The following is a 23,790-nucleotide window of genomic DNA, read 5'->3' as shown; positions in this document are numbered from 1 at the left end:
CATTAAGGTGTTACGCATCCAGATAGGGTTGCAGGTCGCGACGAAACGCCTTGAGCACCTCGGACAAGCGCAGCCAGGGTTCTTCAAGCTCGGCGCCGCGCTGTTCACGGGCGCACTGCTCAAGGGCGACACAAGCCTTGGCCAGTGGCAGTGCGTCCACCAGCGAGCAAATGCCCTTGAGCCGGTGCAGCGATGCATTCAAGCGTGCCACGTCGCGCTCGGCCAGGGCACCCGCCAATACCTCGTGTTCGTGGTCCAGGCTCTTGGCCAGTTCGTGCAACATGCTCTGCAGCACCGGGCCATCGGCCTGGGTCATGGTGCGCAGGGCCTGGATATCGAACGAACGCCGGGGCGCCACGCGGGCCAGCACTTGGGTCCAGTGTTCCAGGGTCACCGGCTTGACCAGCAGCTCATCCATACCGGCGTCCTCGCAGCGGCGTTGTTCATCTTTCATGGCGTTCGCGGTGCAACCCACCAGCGCGCTACGAGGCCTTTGTTCCTCGGCTTCGAGGCGCCGAATCGCGGCACTCAAGGCATAGCCGGACATGCCGGGCATCTGGCAATCGGTGACCAGCACGTCAAAACGCTGCTCACGCCAGCGTTGCAACGCGGCCTCGGCCGACTCCAGGGCGACCACTTGGTGACCGAGGAACTGCAACTGCTGCGCCAGCACCAGGCGGTTGGCCGCCAAATCATCCACCACCAGTACCGACAGGCTACGCCCCGTCGATGACAACGTTGCGGCGGGCGTTGCCGGCACATCATCGGTGCTGACTCGGTCCAGGCGCAGGTCAATGCACACCACCGTCCCCTCGCCCACCACGCTGTCGAGGTGAATGCTCCCGCCCATCAATTCCACCAGTTGCTTGCAGATACTCAGGCCCAGACCGGTGCCGCCGTGTTGCGCAGCGGTCAGGGCGCTCACTTGGGTAAACGGCTTGAACACCCGCGGCTGTTGCTCGGCGCTGATGCCCGGGCCGCTGTCCTTGACGCACAGGTGCAGGTATTCGCTATCGGTCTCATCCCGTTGGCAGGTCACGCTGAGGTGAACCCCGCCCCGCTCGGTAAATTTGAGCGCATTGCCCAACAGGTTGTGCATCACCTGGCGTAACCGCAGCGGGTCGAACCAGTAATAACCCTGAGCAGCCGGATCAAACGCCAGGGTCAGATGCAGGCCCTTCTTTTGCGCCGTGGCTTCGAACAGGCTCTGGATACCCTCGAAAAAGCGCTTCAACTCAGTGGTCTGTGGCGCCAGCTGCAGGTGGCCGGCTTCGATCTTGGCCAAGTCCAGGCTGTCGCCCATCAGCGCAATCAGCTCGCGCGCCGAACGATGGGCCACCTGCAGCGCCTCGGAAACCGGCTGGCCGCTTGCCAGACAACGCTCTTGCTCCAGTTCGAGCAAGCCAATGATGGCAGTCATGGGGGTGCGAATCTCGTGGCTCAAGGCCGAGAGAAATGCACTTTTGGCGTAGTTCGCTTCGTCGGCGGCCTGGCGAGCGTCCATCAACTGGCGCTCCAGGTCTTTGCGTTCGTTGATATCGATCCAACCGCCCAACAATCCCTGCAGACGGCCCTGGGCATCAAAAAAAGGCACGGTCCACTGGTAGACGTGATAACTGCCGCCGTTGAGCTCCAATTGCCGGTCGACAAACAACGGCTGCTGCGTGGCCAATTGCTCCATGTGGCCTTCGTGCAGCCGCGCCGCTGTGGCGTCGGGCACGACCTTGCTCTCCATCAGCGTCAGGCCCTGGATCAGCTCCAGCCGGGTCGCCAATTGCTGTTCATAACTTTTATTGCAGGTCACCAGGCGCCCGTCCAGGTCGCGGACGAACAGCGGGTTGGGCATGCCGTCGAGCAGTGCGCGCTTGAACGCCAACTGGTCATTGAGCCGTTGCTCGGCCTCCAGCCGTTGGTGAATCTGGCGCTTGAGCCGGCTGTTCCACACCAGCGACACCAACACAAACAGCAGCGCCGTGGCCACCGTCCAATAGGCCCATGGCGGTACGCGTTGCCAAGCCGGCAGCGGAATCGCCACGGCACCGATCCAACGCAAGCGCAAGGCACTCAACTCAGCCACCGGCAGCGCCTCCAGGGCTTTATTCAAAATGCTCAGCAACTCAGGCTGGTCCTTGCGCACCGACAGGCAGTTGGACGACCACTTGCCATCGACACTGCGGCCGATACGCAGGCCATCTTCCGGGTAACTCTGCACTTCCACTTCAGTTTGAATGGTAGCGGCCGCCTCGCCCCGTCGTACCAGCTCACGGGCCTGGTTGTAATTGTCCACCAGGCGCAACGTGATGTTCGGATGCGCATGGCGAATATCATTTTCCAATACATGACGTGCCGGCAGCGCCAGCACCTTGCCGTCCAACTGCTTCAAGCCGGTGAGCGGCGCGGCATCGGCACGCTCGACAAACACCCAGCCGGACCCGCCATACCCATGGCTGAAGTTGAGCACTGTGCTGCGCTCGCGGTTAACGGCCAGGGTCGTGTTCATCTGCGCCCTGCCTGTTTCCAGCCATTCCAGGGTTTGCGCGGTGGAGTGCACCTCTTCAAAGACAAATTGCAAACCGGTCATGCGCGTGATGCGATGCAACAAATCCACATTCAAGCCAACCCAGTGGCCATCCTTATCCTTGAATATGTACGGAGACATCTGCTGGGCCACCACCACGACATGGGGATGCTCGCGCACCCAGGCCTGTTCCGACGCCGACAACGCAATGCGCTCACCACTGATACCGACGCCGAGCCCGGTGGTCCAGCGCGCGAGGATTTCGCGCTGCACCGACTCGTCGAGGCTTGCCAGCGCGCGATTCATCATGGCCCCCAACAACGGATCGGCCTGGCGGGTGGCGAAGGCAAAACCGATGGGCGCCAGCCGGCTCTGCTCCTTGATCTGCAACCCCAGGTAAGGCCGCAGCGACTTATAGGCGCGCACAATCACTTCGTTGCCGATAAACGCATCGACGTCACCTTGCTTCAAGGCTTCGAGGCCGCTGTAGAGGTTGGGGGCGAGCATGATGTGGCTGTCGGGATACGCCGCGTGCACCTTCTGCACGTTGGCGTAGCCGTCGAGCAACACCAGCTTCTTGCCGGCCAGATCGTCGCCTTGGGTATCGTCGCGACGCAGCACCACCACCGAGCGGTCGGGCATGTAGTCCGGGGTGAATTGCAGGCCAGGTACGTCACGCTCGTAACCATTGGCACTGGTGAGAATGTCGATGGTGCCGTTGCGCAGGGCTTCAACCGCCTGGGCGCGCTCGGAAAAGCCCAGCACTTGCATGGGCACACCCAGCCGCGCGCCAACCAGGCTCAAATAATCGGCGCTGATGCCCTGGTAGCGATTGCGGTCGCGGGTGATATCGATCGGCTGGTAGTCATCTATCGAGATGCCCACTTTGAGTGTCCGATGCGCCGCCAACCACTGCTGCTCCGTTGGCGCCAGCGGCATAGGTTCAAGCGGGATAAACGCCGGCACCAGTTTGAACGGCAGGCTGACGGCGGCCAGGCTCATGGGCACCTGGATAAGCCACAACAGGCACACCAGCTTCAACGTCCATTGAATCAAAACCTGCACCGGTTGGGTTTCCTTGATTGGGCGACTGGGCAAGTATGGCTCGCCAGAATGAAAAAGCCCGTCACGAGGACGGGCTTGGCCGACTGCAAAAAAAGCTGAATGCATACCTGTAGCAGCCTGATATCCGCCTCATGGTTAGCGGGTGAGTTAGCTGAATGTGGGAGCCGGGCCTGCATAGCAGGCAAGCCAGCTCCCACACAAACCCGCTACCCCATTCTTGATTAGAGCGGCTTGCCCCGATTGCCATGCTGGCTGACGAACGCCTGCACCGCCTTCAGGTCGTTGGCCAACACGGTGCAGCGCTCTTCGCGCTCGAACAGGTCGGTCAAATGCTCCGGCAACTCCAGGGCCTTGCCAATGCCGGCTTTCTCGACCGCTTCCGGGAACTTGACCGGGTGCGCGGTACCGAGGATCACCATTGGAATATCCAGGCTGCGGCGGCATTCGCGGGCGGCTTTCACGCCGATAGCCGTGTGCGGGTCGAGCACTTCGCCGGTCTCGGCATAGACCTGCGCGATGGTTTCGCAGGTCTGCGCATCGTCCACGGCCAGGGAATCGAACAGCTTGCGGGTTTCGGTCCAGCGCTCTTGCTCGACGCTGAAACCGCCACCTTGCTTGAAGCTGTTCATCAGCTCGGCCAGGGCTGCGCCGTTGCGACCGTGCATGTCGAACAGCAGGCGCTCGAAGTTCGACGACACCATGATGTCCATGGACGGCGACAGCGTGGCATGCAGGGTTTCCTTCACATACTGGTTGCCGCTCATGAAGCGATGCAGGATGTCGTTGCGGTTGGTGGCGACGATCAACTGGTTGATCGGCAGGCCCATGTTGCGCGCCAGGTAACCGGCAAAAATATCGCCGAAGTTGCCGGTAGGCACCGAGAACGACACCGAGCGCGCCGGGCCACCCAACTGCAGCGAAGCGTGGAAGTAGTAGACGATCTGGGCCATGATCCGCGCCCAGTTGATCGAGTTGACCGCCACCAGGCGCGTGCCCTTGAGGAAGCTCTGGTCAGCGAAGCTGTTCTTGACCATTTCCTGGCAGTCATCGAAGTTGCCTTCGATGGCGATGTTGTGGATGTTCTCACCGAAGATGGTGGTCATCTGGCGACGTTGCACTTCCGACACGCGCTTGTGCGGGTGCAGGATGAAGATGTCGACGTTTTCGCAGTGCTTGCACCCTTCGATGGCCGCCGAGCCGGTATCGCCGGAGGTAGCACCGATGATCACCACGCGCTCGCCACGTTTTTCCAGCACGTAGTCGAGCAGGCGACCGAGCAGTTGCAGGGCGAAGTCCTTGAACGCCAGGGTCGGGCCGTGGAACAGCTCCAGTACCCACTCATTGCCGTTCAGTTGGCGCAGGGGCGCGATGGCGTTGTGGGAAAACACGCCATAGGTTTCTTCCAGAATCTTCTTGAAGTCCGCATCCGGAATGCTGCCGGTCACGAACGGGCGCATCACTCGGAAAGCCAGTTCGTGATACGGCAGGCCGGCCCAGGAGGCGATTTCTTCCTGGGTGAAGCGTGGCAGGTTTTCCGGCACATACAGGCCGCCGTCGGTGGCAAGGCCTGCCAGCAGAACGTCTTCGAAATTCAGGGCCGGTGCCTGGCCGCGGGTGCTGATGTAACGCATGACTGGCTCCTCTAAAACATTCTCGAACAGGGGCCGCCGAATGGACGGGGCCCCTGGAACAAATCGGTTAGTTCAAGTGTTCGACGCGAATGCGCACCACCGGGCCGACCACGCCTTGCAGGGCTTCGAGGGCATGGATGGCATCGTTGATGTGCTGTTCGAGCACGCGGTGGGTCAGCAGGATCATCGGCACCTGGCCGTTTTGCTCCTCGACTTCCTTCTGCATGATCGATTCGATGTTGATACCGCGCTCCGACAGGATGCTGGCCACCTGGGCCAACACGCCTGGATGGTCCTGGGCCTGGATGCGCAGGTAGTAGGCACTTTCGCAGGCTTCGATCGGCAGGATCGGGTGGGCCGACAGCGAGTCCGGCTGGAAGGCCAGGTGCGGCACGCGGTTTTCCGGGTCGCTGGTCATGGCGCGAACCACGTCCACCAGGTCGGCGATCACCGACGACGCGGTCGGCTCCATGCCGGCACCGGCGCCGTAGAACAAGGTAGAACCGGCGGCGTCGCCGTTGACCATCACCGCGTTCATCACACCATTGACGTTGGCGATCAGGCGGTCGGCCGGGATCAGCGTCGGGTGAACCCGCAACTCGATGCCCGCCGGGGTGCTGCGCGCCACGCCCAGGTGCTTGATACGGTAGCCCAGGGCTTCGGCGTAGTTGACGTCGCCGGTGGTCAGCTTGGTGATGCCTTCGGTGTAAGCCTTGTCGAACTGCAGCGGGATACCGAAGGCGATGGACGCCAGGATGGTCAGCTTATGGGCCGCGTCGATGCCTTCCACGTCGAACGTCGGGTCGGCTTCGGCATAGCCCAGGGCCTGGGCTTCGGCCAGCACGTCTTCGAAGGTACGGCCCTTCTCGCGCATTTCGGTGAGGATGAAGTTACCGGTGCCGTTGATGATGCCGGCTACCCAGTTGATGCGGTTGGCGGACAGGCCTTCACGGATCGCCTTGATCACCGGGATACCACCGGCCACCGCGGCTTCGAACGCCACGATCACACCCTTCTCGCGGGCCTTGGCGAAGATCTCGTTGCCGTGCACGGCGATCAGCGCCTTGTTGGCGGTGACCACGTGCTTGCCGTTCTCGATGGCCTTGAGCACCAGCTCGCGGGCCACGGTGTAGCCGCCTACCAGCTCGATAACGATATCGATCTCAGGGTTGGTGGCCACGGCGAACACATCGTTGGTAATCGCAATACCGGTCGTTTCGAACTGAGGCTTTGGCGAACGCGTGGCAATCTGCGCCACTTCAATCCCGCGACCTGCGCGGCGGGAAATTTCTTCAGCGTTACGCTGAAGTACGTTGAAGGTACCGCCACCGACGGTCCCTAACCCACAGATGCCTACTTTGACCGGTTTCACTGAAGAACTCCCCATGAAACGGCCGACGCTAGGTCGGCCGTGAAAACAGCCGCACAACTGCGGCTCTCAATTAATGACTCGCCGACGGTTCGGCGGGCCATGATCGTCAAAGGCTCAACGATAAATGCTTACTTGGCACCCAGTGCCAGTTTGGCAACTTGCGGCGCCGGCTGGTAGCCCGGAATCACCTGGCCGTCGGCCAAAACGATGGCCGGTGTACCGTTCACACCAATGGACTGGCCCAGGGCGAACTGCTTGGAAACCGGGTTGGCGCATTTGGCCGATTTGATTTCCTTGCCGTCGACCATCTTGTCCATGGCCGCTTTCTTGTCGGCCGAGCACCACACCGCCTGCAACTGCTCGTCACCCGGCGAACCCAGGCCCTGGCGCGGGAAGGCGACGTAGCGCACTTCCACGCCCAGCTTGTTCAGTGCCGGGATTTCAGCGTGCAGCTTGTGGCAGTACGGGCAGGTGGTGTCGGTGAACACAGTGATATGAGTCTTGGTTTCGCCAATGGCCGGGTAAACCACGGTTTCAGCCACCGGGATGCCGTTGATCAGCTTCGACACGCCCAGACGCTCGGCCTTCTCGGTCAGGTTGACCGGCTTGCCATCCTTGAGCTGGAACAGGTAGCCCTGGACGATGTACTGGCCATCGGCACTGGCGTACAGCACACGGCTGCCCTTGAGCTTGACTTCATACAGGCCGGCCATGGGGCTGGCGCTGATGCTTTCGATCGGGGTGTCGAGCGCCAGGTTGGCCAGGCTCTTGCGAATGGTCTGCTCGGCCGCATCATCGGCAACCGCAAAGGTGGAAACCAACGCAATGGCTGCGGCGGCAATAATCTGGGTCAAGCGCATGGGAACTCCTGAAGGCAGAGGCAGGGACGGGAGCAGAATACTGATCTGAAACACAACGGGTGCCGTCCCCTTCGCGAACCGGCAAAGCCTACCACAGTTGGGCGGGAGGGCAGACCGCGACAGCTAAAATGGGCCATTTCTGACGGTTTTATCCGCGCGGGTGGTGCTTGGCGTGCATGTCCTGCAAACGTGCGCGTGCCACATGGGTGTAGATCTGGGTTGTGGATAAGTCGCTGTGCCCAAGCAGCATTTGCACCACGCGCAAATCCGCACCGTGGTTGAGCAAGTGGGTGGCGAACGCATGGCGCAAGGTGTGGGGCGACAGCGCCTTGCCGATCCCGGCCACTTTGGCCTGGTGCTTGATGCGGTGCCAGAAGGTCTGGCGGGTCATCTGCTCGCCGCGCTGGCTGGGAAACAGCACGTCGCTGGGGCGCCCACCCAGCAGTTCGTGGCGCGCATCGCGCATGTAGCGCTCGACCCACACAATCGCTTCCTCGCCCATCGGCACCAGCCGCTCCTTGCTGCCCTTGCCCATCACGCGCAACACGCCCTGGCGCAGGTTGACCTGCTCCAGGGTCAGGCTGATCAGTTCGGTCACGCGTAGGCCGCAGGCATACAGCACCTCCAGCATGGCACGGTCGCGCTGGCCGATGGCCTCGCTCAGGTCCGGGGCCGCGAGCAGGGCATCGACGTCGGCTTCCGACAAGGATTTGGGCAACGGCCTGCCGAGTTGCGGCATGTCGATTTGCAGGGTCGGGTCGACGGCAATGAGTTTTTCCCGCAGCAGGTAGCGATAAAAGCCACGCACGCCGGAGAGGAATCGCGCAGTGGAGCGCGGTTTGTAGTTCTGCTCAAGGCGCCAGGCCAGGTGATCGAGGATCAACTCGCGCCCGGCATTGATCAGTTCGAGGTTTTTCTCCTGCAGCCAGCCGTTGAACAGCGCCAGGTCGCTGCGGTACGCCTGGCGTGTGTTGTCCGACAGGCCTTTTTCCAACCAGAGGGCGTCGAGGAAGCGGTCGATCAGGGGATGGTCAATGGCAGGCATGGGCACTCAAGCGACTTAGCACAAGGCAATACGCGTATTATTTAAGGAACTGTGACAAGAGCCATTAGTCTTTCATAGCCCGCTATTTCAAGGAACAGGAAGCTTTAATGAACGAACAACAGATTTTGTTGGCTTTTGGCGGCATTGGCGTGGCCGCACTCGGCTGCCAGTGGCTGGCCTGGCGCCTGAAACTGCCAGCGATTCTGTTTCTCCTGCTGAGCGGGATTCTGGCAGGGCCGATACTCGGATGGCTCGACCCGCAGGAAATGTTCGGCCCTCTGTTGATGCCATTGGTGTCGCTGGCAGTGGCGCTGATCCTGTTTGAGGGCAGCCTGACACTGCACCTGTCGGAATGGAAGGAAATCGGCAGCGTCGTCCACCGGCTGGTCACCGTCGGCGCCCTCTCGACCTGGGCGGTGATCACCCTGGCCACCCACTGGCTGCTGGGCTTCGACTGGATGCTGGCGCTTCTGTTCGGCACCCTGACACTGGTCACCGGCCCAACGGTGATTGTGCCCATGCTGCGTGTGGTACGCCCCAAAGCCTCCATCGCCAATATCCTGCGCTGGGAAGGCATCGTCATCGACCCGATTGGCGCACTGCTGGCGGTAGTGGTGTATAGCTTCATCATCGCCAGTGCGTCGGGCGATGGTTTGAGCCACAGCCTGCTGACCTTCGGCGGCGTCATCCTCTGCGGCAGCCTGTTCGGCATCGCCGGTGGTTGGGTACTGGGCCAGATCATGCGCCGCCAGTGGTTGCCGGAATACCTGCATAACCTGGCCACGCTGGCGGGCGTGCTGGGTATCTTCATCGCTTCCAACCAGGTGATGCATGAGTCCGGCCTGCTGGCGGTCACGCTGATGGGCATGTGGATGGCAAACATGAAAGGCGTGGATGTACGGCACATCCTGCACTTCAAGGAAAACCTCAGCGTGTTGCTGATTTCCGGGCTGTTCATCCTACTGGCGGCGCGCCTGGACCTGAACGCCATGATCGCCCTGGGCCCGTTCGTGTTGATCCTGCTGTTGATCATCCAATTCATTGCACGCCCGTTGAACGTGGCGCTTTCGACCTTTGGCTCGGGGTTGAACTGGCGCGAGCGCGCACTGCTGGCCTGGATCGCCCCACGGGGCATTGTGGCGGCGGCGGTGTCAGCGATCTTTGCGATCCGTCTGGATGAGGCTGGCCACGAAGGCGCGTTGTTGCTCGTTCCGCTAACCTTCGCGGTGATCATCGGCACCGTGGTGCTGCAAAGCGCCACGGCACGCCCCTTGGCCCGCCTGCTGAAAGTCGCCGAGCCGGCGCCCAGCGGCTTCCTGATCGTGGGTGCGAACGGCCCGGCGCGGGCACTCGGCAAGGCGTTGCAGCAATTGGGCAGCCGCGTGTTACTGACGGATTCCAGCTGGGAAAACATCCGCGCCAGTCGTATGGAAGGCTTGCCTACGTACTTCGGCAACCCGGCCTCCCAGCATGCCGAGTCCCATCTGGACCTGGTCGGCCTGGGGCATCTGCTCGCGCTCTCGCCTTCTGGCGAACTGAATGCCTTGGCCACCATGCGTTTTCGCCATGACTTCGGCCATCGCCTGTTCGCCCTGGCCAGCAGCCAGGAAAACCGCCGCACCGACAAACACAAGGCCAGCCACGAACATCGCGGGCACTTGCTGGGCAGCCAACCCTTGAGCTACACCAAGTTGGCCAGCCTGCTGGGCCAAGGCGCCGAGCTGTACAGCACCAGCCTCACCGACGGCTTTGGCTGGGAGCAGTACCAGGCGTTGCACGGGGAGCGCGCCACCTTGCTGTTTGCCCGGGACACCAGCGGCTGGGTGCACGTGGTCTCGCCCGAGAGCAATTTGAAGCCTGTAGCGGGCTGGACCTTGCTGGCGGTCATTCAACCGCAGGCCAGCACCACCGATTAATCAGTCAACAAAGCCAGGCAGTACCGGGACAGGGCGTTTATCTGCGTCAATCGCGACGAAGCTGAACACGCCCTGGATCGCCTTTTCACGGCCATCAGCGCTCATGCTCTCGACGAACACTTCAACCTCGACCTTGAGGCTGGTGTTGCCGACCTTGATCACCCGACCGATCAGCTCAACGATAGAGCCGGCCGGGATCGCGTGGTTGAAGTCGATACGGTCGGTGGAGACTGTCACCAAAGGCAAGCGACAGAAACGCGTGGCGGTGATGAACGACACTTCGTCCATCCATGCCAGGGCGGTGCCGCCGAACAGGGTGTTGTGGTGGTTGGTGGTGGGCGGGAACACGGCCTTGGTCACGTGCGTGACGGACAGGTCGGTGCGGCGCTGGATTTCTTCGAGGCGGGTGGTCATGGGTCAATACCGGCAGATAGGCAAATTTCAGGCACAAAAAAGCAGCCCGTAGGCTGCTTTTTTCTGCATCGGGAAGCTGGACTTAAGCCAGTTTTTCCTTGATGCGAGCTGCTTTACCGGACAGGTCACGCAGGTAGTACAGCTTGGCTTTACGTACGTCACCGCGACGCTTGACGGCCATGCTGTCGATCTGCGGGCTGTAGGTCTGGAAAGTACGCTCTACGCCAACACCGTTGGAGATTTTACGAACAGTGAAAGCACTGTTCACACCACGGTTACGCTTGGCGATTACTACGCCTTCGAACGCTTGCAGACGCGAACGGTCGCCTTCCTTCACTTTCACCTGAACGACAATAGTGTCGCCCGGGGCAAAGGTAGGGATCTCTTTGGTCATCTGCTCTGCTTCGAGTGCAAGGATGATTTTGTTAGTCATGCTGTGCTCCTAAGGTAAGTCAATGGACCTACCATCGATACGTTGTTAACTATCGTCCCGCGCGAGGATGTATTCCTCGAGCAGCTTCTTCTCTTCTCCAGAAAGCGAGCGGCTTTCCAGAAGATCGGCGCGTCGTTCATAGGTCCGACCAAGGGACTGCTGTAAACGCCAACGCCGGATGTGTGCGTGATTGCCACTTAGCAATACGTCGGGAACACGCTGATCCACATACACCTCCGGACGGGTGTAGTGCGGGCAATCCAGCAAACCATCCGTGAAGGAATCTTCCTCCGCGGAGTCCGCATGCCCTAAAGCTCCGGGCAGCAGTCGTGTAACCGCATCTATCAGGACCATCGCCGGCAGCTCGCCGCCAGACAGGACATAGTCCCCAATCGACCACTCTTCATCGACATGAGCTTCAATAAAACGCTCGTCAATGCCTTCATAGCGACCGGCAATCAGGATCAAACTTTCCTCATTCGCCAGTTCGCGTACCGCCGCCTGTTTCAGCTGACGGCCTTGAGGGGACAGGTAAATTACCTTCGCCTTCTCCCCGGCAGCTGCCTTGGCCTGAACCAACGCGTCTTCCAGGGGCTTGATCTTCATCACCATGCCCGGGCCACCGCCAAATGGGCGATCGTCCACAGTGTGATGTCGATCCGTCGTGTAGTCTCGCGGGTTCCAACAAGTGAGCTGCAACAGCCCCTGTTTCACCGCCCGACTGGTGATGCCGTACTCGCTGATGGCGGAAAACATCTCGGGAAACAAACTGATCACTTCAATGCGCAAATTAGCCACGCTTAGAAGTCCGCGTCCCATTCCACCTTCATCTCGCCCGCTGCCAAGTCGACGGCCAACACGCATTGCTCGGTATAGGGCAATAGGCGTTCACGGTCATCCAGGCTGCCAGCGCAAGGCTTGACCACCATTACATCATTGGCGCCGGTTTCCAGAAGATGATCGATTTTCCCCAGCAATTGCCCGAGTTGATCAATAACCTTCAGACCTTCCAGCTGGTACCAGTAGTACTCGCCGTCGGTCAATTCAGGGAACAGGTTGCGCGGCACGCAGATCTCATAACCGGCCAGAAGACGAGCTTCTTCACGATCATCAAGACCCTTGAGCTTTGCGACCAGGAACTTGTCGCTCCCGCGTCCACTGACCAGCTCGACCTGTTTCACACTCCCTTCGCGCTTGAGCGTCCAGGTTTTGTACTGCAACAGGTTTTCAGTCGGATCAGTAAAGGAATACACCTTCACTTCGCCGCGAACGCCATGAACAGAATAAATCTTGCCGATAACGATCAAATCATCAGCAACAGCTGGCGTCGCGTTCATATTGCTCAGGCTGCGGCCTTAGCCGAGTCCTTCAACAGTTTTGCAACGCGCTCGGATGGCTGTGCGCCAACGCTCAGCCAGTAGGCTACGCGCTCTTGGTTCACGGACAGACGAACTTCTTGACCACGAGCAACAGGGTTGAAGAAACCAACCTGTTCCTTGTGCGAACCGTCACGCGGGTTGCGGCTGTCGGTTACGGTCAAGTGGTAAAACGGGCGCTTTTTGGAGCCGCCAAGGGCAAGACGGATTGTTAGCATGTGAACATCGTTCCTGTAGTCGGTGCTGCAAATCTAAATGCACAGCGGGCATAGGTGCCCGAAAGGCCGCATATTCTAAGGAATATCCGGACTTTTGCAAATGTCTTTTTCTGGCGCCTATCAGCGTGCCATTCAGATCTGCTATAGAGCCGTCGGTTAAAACGGCGAGTCAGCGCCCGCCAACGGCGGGTTTGCTGGAGATCCCACATCCCTGTGGGTCGGAGCGGGAGCTGGGCTCCCACTCGAATACTTTACATTTTAGGCATGCCGCCGCCGGGCAACATACCACCCATGCCGCGCATCATCTTGGCCATACCGCCCTTGGCGGAGAACTTCTTCATCATCTTCTGCATCTGCTTGTGCTGCTTGATCAAGCGACCGATGTCCTGCACCTGGGTGCCGGAACCCATGGCGATCCGGCGTTTGCGCGAACCGCTGATCAGCTCAGGGTCGCGGCGCTCGGCCGGGGTCATGGAATTGATGATGGCTTCCATCTGCTTGAACTGTTTCTCTGCCGCGCCCTGGGCGTTGCCCATTTGCGCCAGGTTCACACCGCCGATGTTGGGCAGCTTGTCCATCAGGCCGCCGAGGCCGCCCATGTTCTTCATCTGTTGCAGCTGGTCGCGGAAGTCTTCGAGATCGAAGCCCTTGCCCTTCTTCAGCTTCTTGGCCAGTTTGTCGGCCTTGTCCTTGTCGAGCGTGGCTTCGGCCTGCTCGATCAGGCTGAGCACGTCACCCATGCCGAGGATGCGCGAGGCGATACGCTCAGGGTGGAACGGCTCGAGCGCTTCGCTCTTCTCGCCCATACCGATGAACTTGATCGGCTTGCCAGTAATGGCACGTACCGACAGCGCGGCACCGCCACGGGCGTCGCCGTCGACCTTGGTGAGGATCACGCCGGTCAGCGGCAGTGCGTCACCAAAAGCCTTGGCGGTGTTGGCCGCATCCTGGCCGGTCATGGCGTCGACCACGAACAGGGTCTCGACCGGGTTGATCGCGGCATGCAGCGCCTTGATCTCGCCCATCATCTCTTCGTCGATGTGCAGGCGACCGGCGGTATCGACGATGACCACGTCGATGAACTTGAGCTTGGCTTCTTTAATAGCCGCGTTGGCGATGTCGACCGGCTTCTGGCTCAGGTCGGACGGGAAGAAGGTCACGCCCACTTCGCCCGCGAGCATTTCCAACTGCTTGATGGCCGCCGGACGGTACACGTCGGCCGATACCACCATCACGGATTTCTTCTTGCGCTCTTTAAGGAAGCGCGCCAGTTTGCCGGCGGTGGTGGTTTTACCCGCACCTTGCAGGCCCGCCATCAGCACGACGGCTGGCGGCACGGCACTGAGGTTCAAGTCTTCGTTGGCCGCGCCCATCAGGCTCTCGAGTTCGGCCTGGACGATCTTCACAAAGGCCTGGCCCGGGGTCAGGCTGCGGGACACTTCGGTGCCGACCGCACGCTCCTTGACCGAGTTGACGAAGTCCTTCACCACTGGCAAGGCCACGTCGGCTTCCAGCAACGCCATGCGCACTTCACGCAGGGTGTCTTTAATATTGTCCTCGGTCAGCTTGGCCTTGCCGGTAACGTGGCGCAGCGTCTGCGAGAGACGGTCAGTCAAGTTTTCAAACATGCGCGATCCTTTCAGGCCCTACTCATCGAAATGCAGGTAGACCGAGGTAATGGCGGCCCAGGCTCTGGCAAATCGCTATTAATCACAGCGCTCGGCGAGCCTGCGGCATGGGCAGGTCGCGGATTATAGCGAAGACTGCGCCCATGCACACCCGCTGTCTGGCCCGGGAGTCTTTCTTGCAGCGCAGGTGTGTGCCAAACTCAACGCCTTTCGGGCTTGCCTACCAGGATTTATGCTCCCCTTGTCACCCAGTTTGCTACCCAGCCTCGCCGCCGCCATTTTATATGCCGCTGCGACTCTCTATCAGGGCACTCGTCTGGCCCAAGGCACCAAAGCGGACAAACGTCTGCTCGTCGGCCTTGGCGTGCTGGCTCTGCTGGCCCATGCCGCCAGCCTGTTCACCCACCTGATGACCCCGGTCGGCCTGGGCCTGGACTTTTTCAGCGCCGCCAGCCTGATCGCCGCGGCCGTCATCGCGCTGACGCTGCTGGCCTGCTACCGGATTCCGGTGGAGAACCTGCTGGTGCTGCTATTCCCCCTGGGAATGCTCACGGTGCTGCTGGCGCAGTTCACCCCCACCGGCACCGTACAGGTGATCGACGAGGAGCCGGGCATCCTCGCCCACATCCTGCTGTCGATCCTCGCCTACGGCATGTTCACCATCGCGGTGTTCCAGGCCCTGCTCCTGCTGCTGCAGGATCACCAGCTCAAGCACAAGCATCCGTCCGGGCTGATCAAGAACTTCCCGCCGCTGCAAACCATGGAAAGCCTGCTGTTCGGGTTCCTGTGGGCCGGCTGGACCCTGCTGTCGCTGTCGCTGATCTCCGGCTGGCTGTTCGTCGAAAACCTGTTTGCCCAGCACCTGGTCCATAAAACCTTGCTGGCGTGCCTGGCCTGGGTCGTGTTCAGCGTGCTGCTGTGGGGACGCAACCGCCTCGGCTGGCGTGGGCACAAGGCCATCCGCTGGACCCTGGCCGGTTTCTGCCTGTTGATGCTGGCCTATTTCGGCAGCAAGCTGGTTCGCGAATACATCCTGCATATCTGACGGGCAGTGATCATGGACAACTTGCCCTTAGGGCCGATGCTCGCCGTAATTGCCCTGCTGATTCTATGGGCAGCACTGTTTACCGCCATTGAAGCCGCGCAACAACACCTGCTGGCGCTACGCCCTGGCACACGCCAGGGCGACAAGGCGGCCGCACGCCTGAGCTTCCCGCGCCATAGCCTGATCCTGTGCAACAGCCTGTGCCGCGCCGCCGTGGTGATTCTCTGCACCCTGCTGGCGATCTATGCCTGGGCAGAGAACGGGCCCTGGCTAGGCTGGCTGATTTCCTGCGCAGGGCTGCTGGTGCTGGCCGACTACCTGCCTCGCACCCTGGCTACCCGTCACCCCCAAGCAGTGCTGGGCTTTGGCAATACATTGCTGGGCGTGCCGCTGAAAATCCTTTACCCGCTGGCCTGGCTGCTCAATGGCATCAGCCAGCTGTTATTGCGCCCGTTTGCGCGCAAATCCGGCGTGGTGAAAAACAGCGACGAGCCCCTGCCCGACCATGATGACGACCCACAGCCCGACACCGACGCCGACCGCATTCCCGGCCTGCCCGGTATCCATGCCCTGGACAACATCACGGTCAACGACATCCTGGTGCCGCGCAGCGAAGTGGACGGCATCAACCTTGATGAGTCGATAGAAGACATCATCGAACAGTTGCGCACCTCGCCGCGCACCCGCCTGCCCGTGTTCCACAGCGACATCAACCAGGTGCAGGCCGTGCTCAATACCCGGCAGATCCAACACCTGCTGCCCGACGCCAGCCTGACCAAAGAGGCCCTGCTCGCCGCCTGCCACGAGCCTTACTTCGTGCCGGAAAGCACGCCGTTGCAGCTGCAACTGCTGAATTTCCACAAACAGCAGCGGCGCCTGGGCATGGTGGTGGACGAGTATGGTGAAGTGCTGGGCATCGTCACCCTGGAAGATATTCTGGAAGAGATCGTCGGCGAGTTCGAAAGCGATCAGGCGCTGGATAACCCGCATATCGAAGCCCAGCCCGATGGTCGCTACATCATCGACGGTGCTGCCTCGATCCGTGAACTGAACAAGAGCCTGGGCTGGCACCTGCCCAGCGACGGCCCCAAGACCCTCAACGGCCTGGTGACCGAGGCGCTGGAAACCATTCCCGATTGCGCGGTATGCCTGAAAGTCGGCCGCTATCGCCTGGAAATCCTCGAGACCGAGGACAACCGGGTGAGCAAGGTGTTGATCTGGCATACCAGCCGTGTGCCGGTGGCCGCCTGACCTCAGCAGGCTCAACCCGGTCAATGTGGGAGCTGGCTTGCCTGCGATGCAGGCGTCTCGGTCCTTCAGTCGAACCGAGGTGATGCTATCGCAGGCAAGCCAGCTCCCACATTGATCCAGTTCCAGGCCATAGATCCTCACCAGCCCCTTGTTGGATCCTTAGCCCCCTTCCTATAATCCCTGCGGCTTACCCAAGCCCCGCCCGACCGCGTGCTATCCGCACCCAGCGTGTCCTGGCACCGCCTTACCATGTCCGACCGGTGTTTGCTCCCATCCCGAGCCGCCCCGCGCACAGCCCTGATCCATGGGTGTTCGACCAATAATAATCCGCGTCCAAACGCGCAATAACCGTCAGGGATAACGTCATGAGCACCACCTACCAAGAGGCTGCGAGCGCCGCACCTGCCAACTCGACCGCCCGCGTCGCCACCGCGAGCATCGTCGGCACCGCCATTGAGTTCTACGATTTCTACATCTACGCCACGGCTGCCGCCCTGGTGATCGGCCCGGTGTTCTTCCCACAGACCTCCGGCACCGCGCAGATGCTGGCGTCGTTCCTGACCTTCGGCATCGCCTTTATCGCCCGCCCGTTGGGGTCGGCGTTGTTCGGCCACTTCGGCGACCGTATCGGCCGTAAATCAACCCTGGTGGCTTCGCTGCTACTGATGGGTGTATGTACCACCTTGATCGGCTTGCTGCCGGGCTACGACAGCATCGGTGCCTGGGCGCCGATTCTCTTGTGTGTCTTGCGTTTCGGCCAAGGCCTCGGCCTGGGTGGGGAATGGGGCGGCGCGGCCTTGCTGGCGACCGAGAATGCCCCCAAGGGCAAGCGCGCCTGGTTCGGCATGTTCCCGCAACTGGGCCCGTCGATAGGCTTCCTGGCGGCCAACGGCTTGTTCCTGATTTTGGCCATGAGCCTGAATGACGAGCAATTTCGCAGCTGGGGCTGGCGCATTCCGTTTATCCTCAGCGCCGCACTGGTGATGGTGGGCCTGTATGCACGCCTCAAGTTGCATGAGACGCCGGTGTTCGCCAATGCAGTGGCCAAGGAAAAACCAGTGAAAGTGCCGCTGGTGGAACTGTTCAGCCAGCATTGGCTGCCGGTACTGCTGGGCGCCGCGTCGATGGTGGTGTGCTATGCGCTGTTCTATATCACCACGGCGTTTTCGTTGAGCTACGGCGTTTCCACCTTGGGCTACAGCCGTGAAACCTTCCTCGGCCTGCTGTGTTTCGCGGTGCTGTTCATGGGGCTGGCGACACCGCTGGCCGCCCTGGCCAGTGATCGCTACGGGCGCAAGCCGGTGCTGATTGTCGGCGCGGTCCTGGCGATTCTGTCGGGCTTTACCATGGAGCCGCTGCTGACCCATGGCTCGACCTGGGCCGTGGCGCTGTTTCTGTCGTTGGAGCTGTTTTTGATGGGCGTGACCTTCGCACCGATGGGCGCCCTGCTGCCGGAATTGTTCCCGACCCGCGTGCGTTATACCGGCGCATCGGCCGCCTATAACTTGGGTGGGATCGTGGGGGCCTCGGCGGCGCCGTTCTTCGCGACCAAGCTGGTGGCGATGGGTGGTTTGAGTTATGTCGGAGGATATGTATCGGCGGCCGCGTTGCTGAGTTTGATTGCGGTGCTGTGCCTGAAAGAGACGCGGGATAACGACTTGAACAAGGTCGCCTGATAGACCGCTATCGCAGGCAAGCCAGCTCCCACATTAGAAAGCACTCACATCAAAATATGTGAACCCAATCAAATGTGGGAGCTGGCTTGCCTGCGATAGACGCGACGGGGTTTTAGAGCTCTACAACAACTGCTTGGGAAGCACGGGTCGCCTTGGCCCGAGCCGCTTCAATCGACTCATCCCGCGCCAGTGCCACGCCCATGCGACGCTGGCCGTTCACTTCAGGTTTGCCAAACAGACGCAACGCTGTATCCGGCTCGCTCAGCGCGGCGCCGAGGTTGGCGAATGCAGTCTGGGTGGATTGCCCTTCCACCAGGATCACCGCCGACGCCGAAGGCCCGAACTGACGGATCAATGGGATCGGCAGGCCGAGAATGGCGCGCGCGTGCAAGGCAAACTGCGACAGATCCTGGGAAATCAGGGTCACCAGGCCAGTGTCATGGGGGCGCGGCGACACTTCGCTGAACCACACTTGATCGCCCTTGATGAACAATTCCACGCCAAACAAGCCACGGCCACCCAAGGCTTCGGTCACGGCTTTGGCAACACGCTCGGACTCTGCCAGGGCAATCGGGCTCATGGCCTGCGGCTGCCAGGACTCCTGATAGTCGCCCTTCTCCTGGCGATGGCCCACCGGCGCGCAGAACGTGGTACCGCCGATGTGGCGCACGGTCAGCAGGGTGATTTCGTAGTCGAAGTCGATAAAGCCTTCGATGATCACCCGGCCCTTGCCGGCACGCCCGCCTTCCTGGGCGTAATCCCAGGCTTTCTGCACGTCATCGGCGCTGCGCAACAGGCTCTGGCCCTTGCCCGACGAACTCATCACCGGCTTGACCACGCAAGGGAAACCCAGGTCCTGGACGGCCTTGCTGTAGTCTTCGAAGGTATCGGCGAAGTGGTACGGCGAGGTCGGCAGGTCCAGTTCTTCGGCGGCCAGGCGACGAATGCCTTCACGGTTCATGGTCAGCGAAGTGGCACGGGCGGTCGGGATGACGGTAAAGCCTTCGGCCTCCAGTTCCACCAGGGTGGCGGTGGCGATGGCTTCGATTTCCGGCACGATAAAGTGCGGCTTCTCCGCCTCGATGACCGCACGCAGCGCCGCGCCGTCGAGCATGCTGATCACATGGCTACGGTGCGCCACCTGCATGGCCGGCGCGTTGGCGTAGCGATCCACGGCAATCACTTCAACGCCCAGGCGTTGCAGTTCGATTACCACTTCCTTGCCCAGCTCACCGCAGCCACACAGCAAAACGCGGGTCGCGGTTGGCGACAATGGAGTTCCGATTCGGGTCATCTCAGGTCCTCAGGGGAGCGGATCATGGGGAAGAAAGGCGGGCATTTTACATGAACTGTAAAAATTGGCCTCAGTTGGCGACAGCCCGCCGGCGAATACGCCAGGCCATGATCAGCCAGACCACGGTGACACCCGCGAACTTGGACACCAACGCCGTGCCCGCCACCGCCGGCGTCAGTGCGCCGATCAGGCCGAAAAAGATAAAGGTATCGAGGGGAATGCTCAGCGCCGAACTTATCCACAGGCGGTCATGCAGCGGGCGCTTGGTGATGCTGAACACCAGCCAGTCGATGCACTCGGACACGGCGAACGCCGTAGCGCTGGCCAGGGCGATGGACGGGTCGGAGGTGATATAGGAGAGCACCAGCGCCGCGAGCATGGCGATGATTGCGCCATGGCCGAAGCGGGTTTGCACCATGTCGCGCAGGATAAATACCAGGCCACCCCAGGCGGACCAGATGACGTCCAGGTGCGGGGCGGTGGAAAAGGCGAAGTTGATCAGCACGACGCTGCTGATGTAGGCGATCAGGAAAAACATGGAGGATGGACCTGTGGGCAATGCCGCACAGGGTACACAATTACAAGGAGGTCGTCTGGCAGGGCCTCATCGCAGCATAGGTATCTACACAACTTCGGCACGACGCTAAATCTGTGGCGAGGGAGCTTGCTCCCGTGACGGCCTGGCAGCCGACACAGATATAACTGATGCCCTGCGATCCAATGTGGGAGCTGGCTTGCCTGCGAAGACGGCCTGACAGTCAACACAGTTGGACCGTGTACATATCCATTCCTGCGGTAACGGCCACTTAGGGTTCCGCCCTGACGGCGGCTCACTTTGCAAAAGCGGCAAAGTAAGCAAAACGCTCTTGCCCCACCACTCGGCACCTCGCTTAGGCTCGGTGTGCCCGTAATCCGCCAGTGATTTGGGGGGCCGCCGCCCCGCGCCATCCATGGCGCGGGGCGGCTAAACCGGCATCCCTGCCGGTTTACCCCCCAAATCCCTGTCGAATTCCGGCCAGCGTGGTTTAACGGGGCGCCTAAGATCAAAAGCAGATCAAGATCAAGAGCGGCTCGCTTCGCATCGTGGTTACCGTTGAGCTAACAGAGTTATGTAGATACCTATGCTCATCGCAGGCAAGCCAGCTCCCACATTTGAAGGTACTCACACATCAAGGGTGGGAGCTGGCTTGCCTGCTATAAGGCCTGTCAGGCGCCAGATTTCCCAGGGGTCATCCACACCATCCCACTCGCCACCGCCCGCTCATGGCACAACCCCAGCACCACCCGGCGCTCGGCGTTGTCCATGCGGCTCCAGCGCGTAATCTCATCCACATTGCGCTGGCAGCCGGTGCAGATATCGTCATCATCCAGCGCACAAATGCTGACGCAGGGCGAGGCGACCGGTCGTTCAATCGTGCTCATTCCTGCTGCTCAGCCAGGTCACGGGCATAACGCTGCGAGTTATGCACATAGTGCGCGGCGCTGGCTTCGAGCATGCGCTTTTGCGCCTCGGTCAGCTCACGCACCACTTTGCCTGGCGAGCCCATGACCAGCGAGCCATCGGGAATTTCCTTGCCCTCACCGATCAGCGAGTTGGCGCCGATGATGCAGTGCTTGCCGATCTTGGCGCCATTGAGGATCACTGCGTTGATGCCGATCAAGCTGTAATCGTCGACGGTGCAGCCGTGCAGCATCGCGTTATGACCAATGGTCACGCCGGTGCCGAGGGTCAGCGGGTAACCCATGTCGGTGTGCATCACGCTGCCGTCCTGCACGTTGCTGTTCTTGCCGATCAGGATCAGCTCGTTATCGCCACGCAACACCGCGTTGAACCAGACGTTGGCGCCCTCCTCCAGCTTGACCTTGCCCACCAGCGTGGCATTCGGTGCAACCCAACTGTGGGGATGGGTCTCGACGCGGGCGTCGCCCAGGCGGTATTTCATGGTTTTTCCTCACGGCATGCCATTTGAACGATGGCTTATAGATTGATGAAGCTCTTGGGCGGCTGGTGCAGGCTGATTTTGGCATCGTCATAGAGCAGGTTGATCAGCTCGACGATCATGATCGCTGTCAGCCCCCAGATTTTGTATTCGCCGAACCTGTAGCTTGGCACGTACCAACTACGGCCCTGGTAATCAATGCGGTGGGTATGTTCGCGCGGGTCCTGTCGGAAAAAGTCCAAAGGCACACTGAAAACGGCGGCAATCTCGGCGTCGTTGGCCAGGTATTCGACGTAATCGGGGATCACGCCCACATACGGCGTTACGCGGATGCCGTGCAGGGAAATCAGCGGGCTCAACGGGCCGATGACTTCAACCAGCCCCGGCGGCAGGCCGATTTCTTCTTCGGCTTCGCGCAAGGCGGTAAAGATCAGGTCCGGGTCTTCGGGGTCGCGGCGCCCGCCGGGAAAGGCCACTTCGCCACCGTGGGTCGACAGGCCGCTGGCGCGCAGGGTCAGGATCAGCTCGGGTTCGTCACTGCGGGTAACCGGCACCAGCACCGCAGCCTCGGGGAAACGCCCGTCGGTTTCCAGGGTGTGGGGGGTGTGGTTGCTTACCCGGCGAAGTAGCTCGTCCAGCATGAGTCATCTCGGTCTGTTGGCTACCTTGCATCATGCACCAAAGCGTGCGAGCGCCCAACCCCAAAACCGCAGCGCTGTCGCGAAACGACAACTTGCAGGAACGCCCGGCACCGAGCCAAGATGTGCCCATTGTCCAGGAACCCCAGCATGAATTTCTGCAGCCAGTGCGGCAAACCGGTAACCCAACGCATTCCCGAAGGCGACGCACGCCTGCGCTATGTATGCGACCACTGCTCGACCATTCATTACCAGAATCCCAATATCGTCGCCGGTACCGTGCCGGTATGGGGCGACCAAGTGCTGCTGTGCCGCCGCGCCATCGAGCCACGCCTGGGTTACTGGACCCTGCCCGCAGGCTTTATGGAAAACGGCGAAACCGTCGAGCAGGCCGCCATGCGTGAAACCCTGGAGGAAGCCTGCGCCCGGGTGCGCAACCTGAGCCTCTATACCCTGATCAACGTGCCGCACATCAGCCAGGTGCATGTCTTCTACCGCGCCGAACTGATCGACCTGGACTTCGCCGCTGGCCAGGAGAGCCTGGAAGTGAGGCTGTTCGACGAAGCCGATATCCCTTGGTCCGAGCTGGCTTTCCGCACGGTCGGGCGTACCTTAGAATGTTTCTTCGCTGACCGTCGCCAACAGGCGTACCCGGTACGTAGCGAATCTGTGCCACCGCTGTCCAAGCCCGCCCAATAACAAGCCGGCCAATGTCGCCAAAGGGATACCGTTTCAATGCGTTGGTTGCTTGCTCTGATCTGCCTGTCGTTCGCCACGCTGTCCCCGGCCTCCACGGTGCAAACCCTTGGTGGTAAAACGGTCGAGAAAGTCCTGGTGCTCAAGTCCGCCCACCAGTTGCAGCTGATCAACGACGGCAAGCCGTTCAAGACCTATCGCATTTCCCTGGGCAAGAACCCCAAGGGCCACAAGCTGATCGAAGGTGACCGCCGCACGCCCGAAGGCCTCTACTGGATCGACTGGCGCAAGACCAGCGACCGCTTCAACCTGGCCATGCACATCTCCTATCCCAATATCAGCGACGCCGCCCGTGCCCGCCGCGAAGGCGTAAAGCCGGGCAGCATGATCATGATCCACGGCACCCCCGACACCGAAGACTACCCGGAACAGTGGTTCCACACCCTGGACTGGACCGACGGCTGCATCGGCATGCGCAATGTGGATATGCGCGAAGTGTGGAACCTGGTCAAAGACGGCACCCTCATCGAGATTCGGCCGTAATCGCGTGCCGTTCGTAAAATAATTCGAAAATAATTCCTGCCCCAGGCAGCACCCGCCGGTGAATACCAGTTCACCGCGCGGGACCCTGCACTTGTGCGCGCAATAAAGACCTCTCTAATACCACTTGATACCAAGCCCCATTAAAGCGCCCTAAAACCGGGATTTGCACCGTTTTGGTAGCATTGACATGGTATTTAAGTGGTATTAGTTTTCGGCCATTACCGGGCGACA

Annotated in this window: 22 protein-coding genes; 6 read left to right on the top strand and 16 right to left on the bottom strand. The window is 60.8% G+C overall.

Translation table 11 applies throughout. The features are described 5' to 3' along the window. Window positions 1–10: 10 nt before the first annotated feature. From JJD66_RS05725 to xerD, 5 genes are all read right to left on the bottom strand, one after another. Complete coding sequence (locus tag JJD66_RS05725; protein WP_200647741.1) at window positions 11–3,583, bottom strand: transporter substrate-binding domain-containing protein; 3,573 nt, start codon at window positions 3,581–3,583, stop codon at window positions 11–13. Window positions 3,584–3,804: 221 nt separating this feature from the next. Beyond that, window positions 3,805–5,214: a threonine synthase gene (thrC, locus tag JJD66_RS05720; protein WP_003193958.1), complete on the bottom strand. Its 1,410-nt coding sequence runs from the start codon at window positions 5,212–5,214 to the stop codon at window positions 3,805–3,807. Window positions 5,215–5,281: 67 nt separating this feature from the next. Further along, window positions 5,282–6,586 (bottom strand): homoserine dehydrogenase, encoded by a 1,305-nt coding sequence (locus JJD66_RS05715; RefSeq protein WP_200647740.1) that lies wholly within the window; start codon window positions 6,584–6,586, stop codon window positions 5,282–5,284. A gap of 128 nt (window positions 6,587–6,714) precedes the next feature. After that, window positions 6,715–7,446, bottom strand: coding sequence for a thioredoxin fold domain-containing protein (locus tag JJD66_RS05710; protein WP_005791088.1), 732 nt, complete (start codon window positions 7,444–7,446; stop codon window positions 6,715–6,717). A gap of 148 nt (window positions 7,447–7,594) precedes the next feature. Continuing rightward, window positions 7,595–8,491: a site-specific tyrosine recombinase XerD gene (xerD, locus tag JJD66_RS05705; RefSeq protein ID WP_020301360.1), complete on the bottom strand. Its 897-nt coding sequence runs from the start codon at window positions 8,489–8,491 to the stop codon at window positions 7,595–7,597. Window positions 8,492–8,598: 107 nt separating this feature from the next. On the opposite strand from xerD, the gene JJD66_RS05700 reads away from it, so the two are divergent. Continuing rightward, a complete protein-coding gene (locus JJD66_RS05700) occupies window positions 8,599–10,407 on the top strand; it encodes a cation:proton antiporter (protein WP_200647739.1) in 1,809 nt (602 codons plus the stop codon). Here JJD66_RS05700 and JJD66_RS05695 read toward each other — a convergent pair whose 3' ends face one another. From JJD66_RS05695 to ffh, 6 genes are all read right to left on the bottom strand, one after another. Continuing rightward, window positions 10,408–10,821 carry an acyl-CoA thioesterase gene (locus JJD66_RS05695; protein WP_003193963.1) on the bottom strand — a complete coding sequence of 138 codons (414 nt, stop codon included), beginning with the start codon at window positions 10,819–10,821 and terminating at the stop codon, window positions 10,408–10,410. Window positions 10,822–10,903: 82 nt separating this feature from the next. Further along, window positions 10,904–11,254, bottom strand: coding sequence for a 50S ribosomal protein L19 (gene rplS / locus JJD66_RS05690; RefSeq protein WP_003175895.1), 351 nt, complete (start codon window positions 11,252–11,254; stop codon window positions 10,904–10,906). Window positions 11,255–11,299: 45 nt separating this feature from the next. After that, window positions 11,300–12,073, bottom strand: a complete 774-nt coding sequence (gene trmD / locus JJD66_RS05685) for a tRNA (guanosine(37)-N1)-methyltransferase TrmD (RefSeq protein WP_153475158.1) — start codon at window positions 12,071–12,073, stop codon at window positions 11,300–11,302. Further along, complete coding sequence (rimM, locus tag JJD66_RS05680; protein ID WP_003175898.1) at window positions 12,055–12,591, bottom strand: ribosome maturation factor RimM; 537 nt, start codon at window positions 12,589–12,591, stop codon at window positions 12,055–12,057. The genes trmD and rimM overlap by 19 nt, the downstream gene beginning before the upstream one ends. Window positions 12,592–12,596: 5 nt before the next feature. Beyond that, window positions 12,597–12,848, bottom strand: a complete 252-nt coding sequence (rpsP, locus tag JJD66_RS05675) for a 30S ribosomal protein S16 (RefSeq protein WP_003175899.1) — start codon at window positions 12,846–12,848, stop codon at window positions 12,597–12,599. Between the two features lie 251 nt (window positions 12,849–13,099). Continuing rightward, entirely contained in the window at window positions 13,100–14,476 is a 1,377-nt protein-coding gene (gene ffh / locus JJD66_RS05670; RefSeq protein ID WP_003193965.1) for a signal recognition particle protein, read from the bottom strand. A gap of 232 nt (window positions 14,477–14,708) precedes the next feature. On the opposite strand from ffh, the gene JJD66_RS05665 reads away from it, so the two are divergent. The 3 genes from JJD66_RS05665 (at window position 14,709) to JJD66_RS05655 (ending at window position 18,448) form a co-directional block, all read left to right on the top strand. Then, window positions 14,709–15,521 (top strand): cytochrome C assembly family protein, encoded by an 813-nt coding sequence (locus tag JJD66_RS05665; protein WP_034115853.1) that lies wholly within the window; start codon window positions 14,709–14,711, stop codon window positions 15,519–15,521. Between the two features lie 12 nt (window positions 15,522–15,533). Further along, window positions 15,534–16,772 carry a transporter associated domain-containing protein gene (locus JJD66_RS05660; RefSeq protein WP_105228310.1) on the top strand — a complete coding sequence of 413 codons (1,239 nt, stop codon included), beginning with the start codon at window positions 15,534–15,536 and terminating at the stop codon, window positions 16,770–16,772. Between the two features lie 365 nt (window positions 16,773–17,137). Further along, window positions 17,138–18,448: an MFS transporter gene (locus tag JJD66_RS05655; RefSeq protein ID WP_200647738.1), complete on the top strand. Its 1,311-nt coding sequence runs from the start codon at window positions 17,138–17,140 to the stop codon at window positions 18,446–18,448. Between the two features lie 112 nt (window positions 18,449–18,560). Here JJD66_RS05655 and purT read toward each other — a convergent pair whose 3' ends face one another. From purT to JJD66_RS05630, 5 genes are all read right to left on the bottom strand, one after another. Continuing rightward, entirely contained in the window at window positions 18,561–19,742 is a 1,182-nt protein-coding gene (purT, locus tag JJD66_RS05650; protein ID WP_200647737.1) for a formate-dependent phosphoribosylglycinamide formyltransferase, read from the bottom strand. 70 nt (window positions 19,743–19,812) lie between these two features. After that, window positions 19,813–20,280: a preQ0 transporter gene (locus JJD66_RS05645; protein ID WP_003193971.1), complete on the bottom strand. Its 468-nt coding sequence runs from the start codon at window positions 20,278–20,280 to the stop codon at window positions 19,813–19,815. A gap of 668 nt (window positions 20,281–20,948) precedes the next feature. Beyond that, complete coding sequence (locus JJD66_RS05640; protein ID WP_105228314.1) at window positions 20,949–21,164, bottom strand: DUF1289 domain-containing protein; 216 nt, start codon at window positions 21,162–21,164, stop codon at window positions 20,949–20,951. Continuing rightward, window positions 21,161–21,685, bottom strand: coding sequence for a gamma carbonic anhydrase family protein (locus JJD66_RS05635; RefSeq protein ID WP_032895426.1), 525 nt, complete (start codon window positions 21,683–21,685; stop codon window positions 21,161–21,163). Before JJD66_RS05635 ends, JJD66_RS05640 begins: the two co-directional genes overlap by 4 nt. A gap of 35 nt (window positions 21,686–21,720) precedes the next feature. Next, window positions 21,721–22,323: a CoA pyrophosphatase gene (locus JJD66_RS05630; RefSeq protein ID WP_105228316.1), complete on the bottom strand. Its 603-nt coding sequence runs from the start codon at window positions 22,321–22,323 to the stop codon at window positions 21,721–21,723. A 147-nt stretch (window positions 22,324–22,470) separates the two neighbouring features. Here JJD66_RS05630 and JJD66_RS05625 point away from each other — a divergent pair, with 147 nt between their 5' ends. Further along, the gene (locus tag JJD66_RS05625) at window positions 22,471–23,019 is read left to right on the top strand and encodes an NUDIX hydrolase (RefSeq protein ID WP_105228318.1); all 549 of its coding nucleotides are present in this window, start codon (window positions 22,471–22,473) and stop codon (window positions 23,017–23,019) included. 36 nt (window positions 23,020–23,055) lie between these two features. After that, complete coding sequence (locus JJD66_RS05620) at window positions 23,056–23,559, top strand: L,D-transpeptidase family protein (protein ID WP_014719790.1); 504 nt, start codon at window positions 23,056–23,058, stop codon at window positions 23,557–23,559. Window positions 23,560–23,790 lie beyond the last annotated feature (231 nt).

Origin of the sequence: Pseudomonas sp. MF6751 (assembly GCF_016613265.1) — a bacterium.
Taxonomy (GTDB): domain Bacteria; phylum Pseudomonadota; class Gammaproteobacteria; order Pseudomonadales; family Pseudomonadaceae; genus Aquipseudomonas; species Aquipseudomonas fluorescens_BV.
This window is presented reverse-complemented; position numbering and strand designations above follow the sequence as displayed.